The sequence below is a fragment of the Blastococcus goldschmidtiae genome (assembly GCF_031845325.1).
GTDB classification, from domain to species: domain Bacteria; phylum Actinomycetota; class Actinomycetes; order Mycobacteriales; family Geodermatophilaceae; genus Blastococcus; species Blastococcus goldschmidtiae.
In genome coordinates this window covers 1-439 of record NZ_JAVREI010000048.1, presented here as the reverse complement: position 1 = coordinate 439, position 439 = coordinate 1, and the positions used below count along the sequence as shown (strand labels likewise).

General features: G+C 53.1%; 1 pseudogene. It reads left to right on the top strand.

Going from position 1 to position 439, the window contains the following annotated elements:
- Positions 1 to 439: pseudogene (locus RM425_RS21525) on the top strand (signal recognition particle protein); the annotation flags it as partial.

Genomic DNA, 439 nt, shown 5'->3' with positions numbered 1-439 from the left:
AGCTGCGCCTGTTGGCCGAACAGGTCGGCGTAGATTTTTTCCCATCCGATACCAACCAAAAACCGGTTGAGATTGCAACTGCCGCCGTTGATTACGCCAAAAAACATTTTTACGATGTATTGATGGTCGATACCGCCGGCCGTTTGGCAATCGATGAAGAGATGATGAACGAAATCAAAGCGCTTCATGCGGTGGTCAACCCGGTTGAAACTTTGTTCGTTATCGATGCCATGCTGGGTCAGGATGCGGTAAATACCGCTCAGGCATTTAATGAAGCCCTGCCGCTGAACGGCGTCGTATTGACCAAGATGGACGGCGACTCGCGCGGCGGTGCGGCATTGTCCGTACGCCATGTAACCGGCAAACCGATTAAATTTATCGGCGTCGGCGAGAAAATCAACGGCCTCGAACCTTTCCACCCCGACCGTCTTGCCAGCCG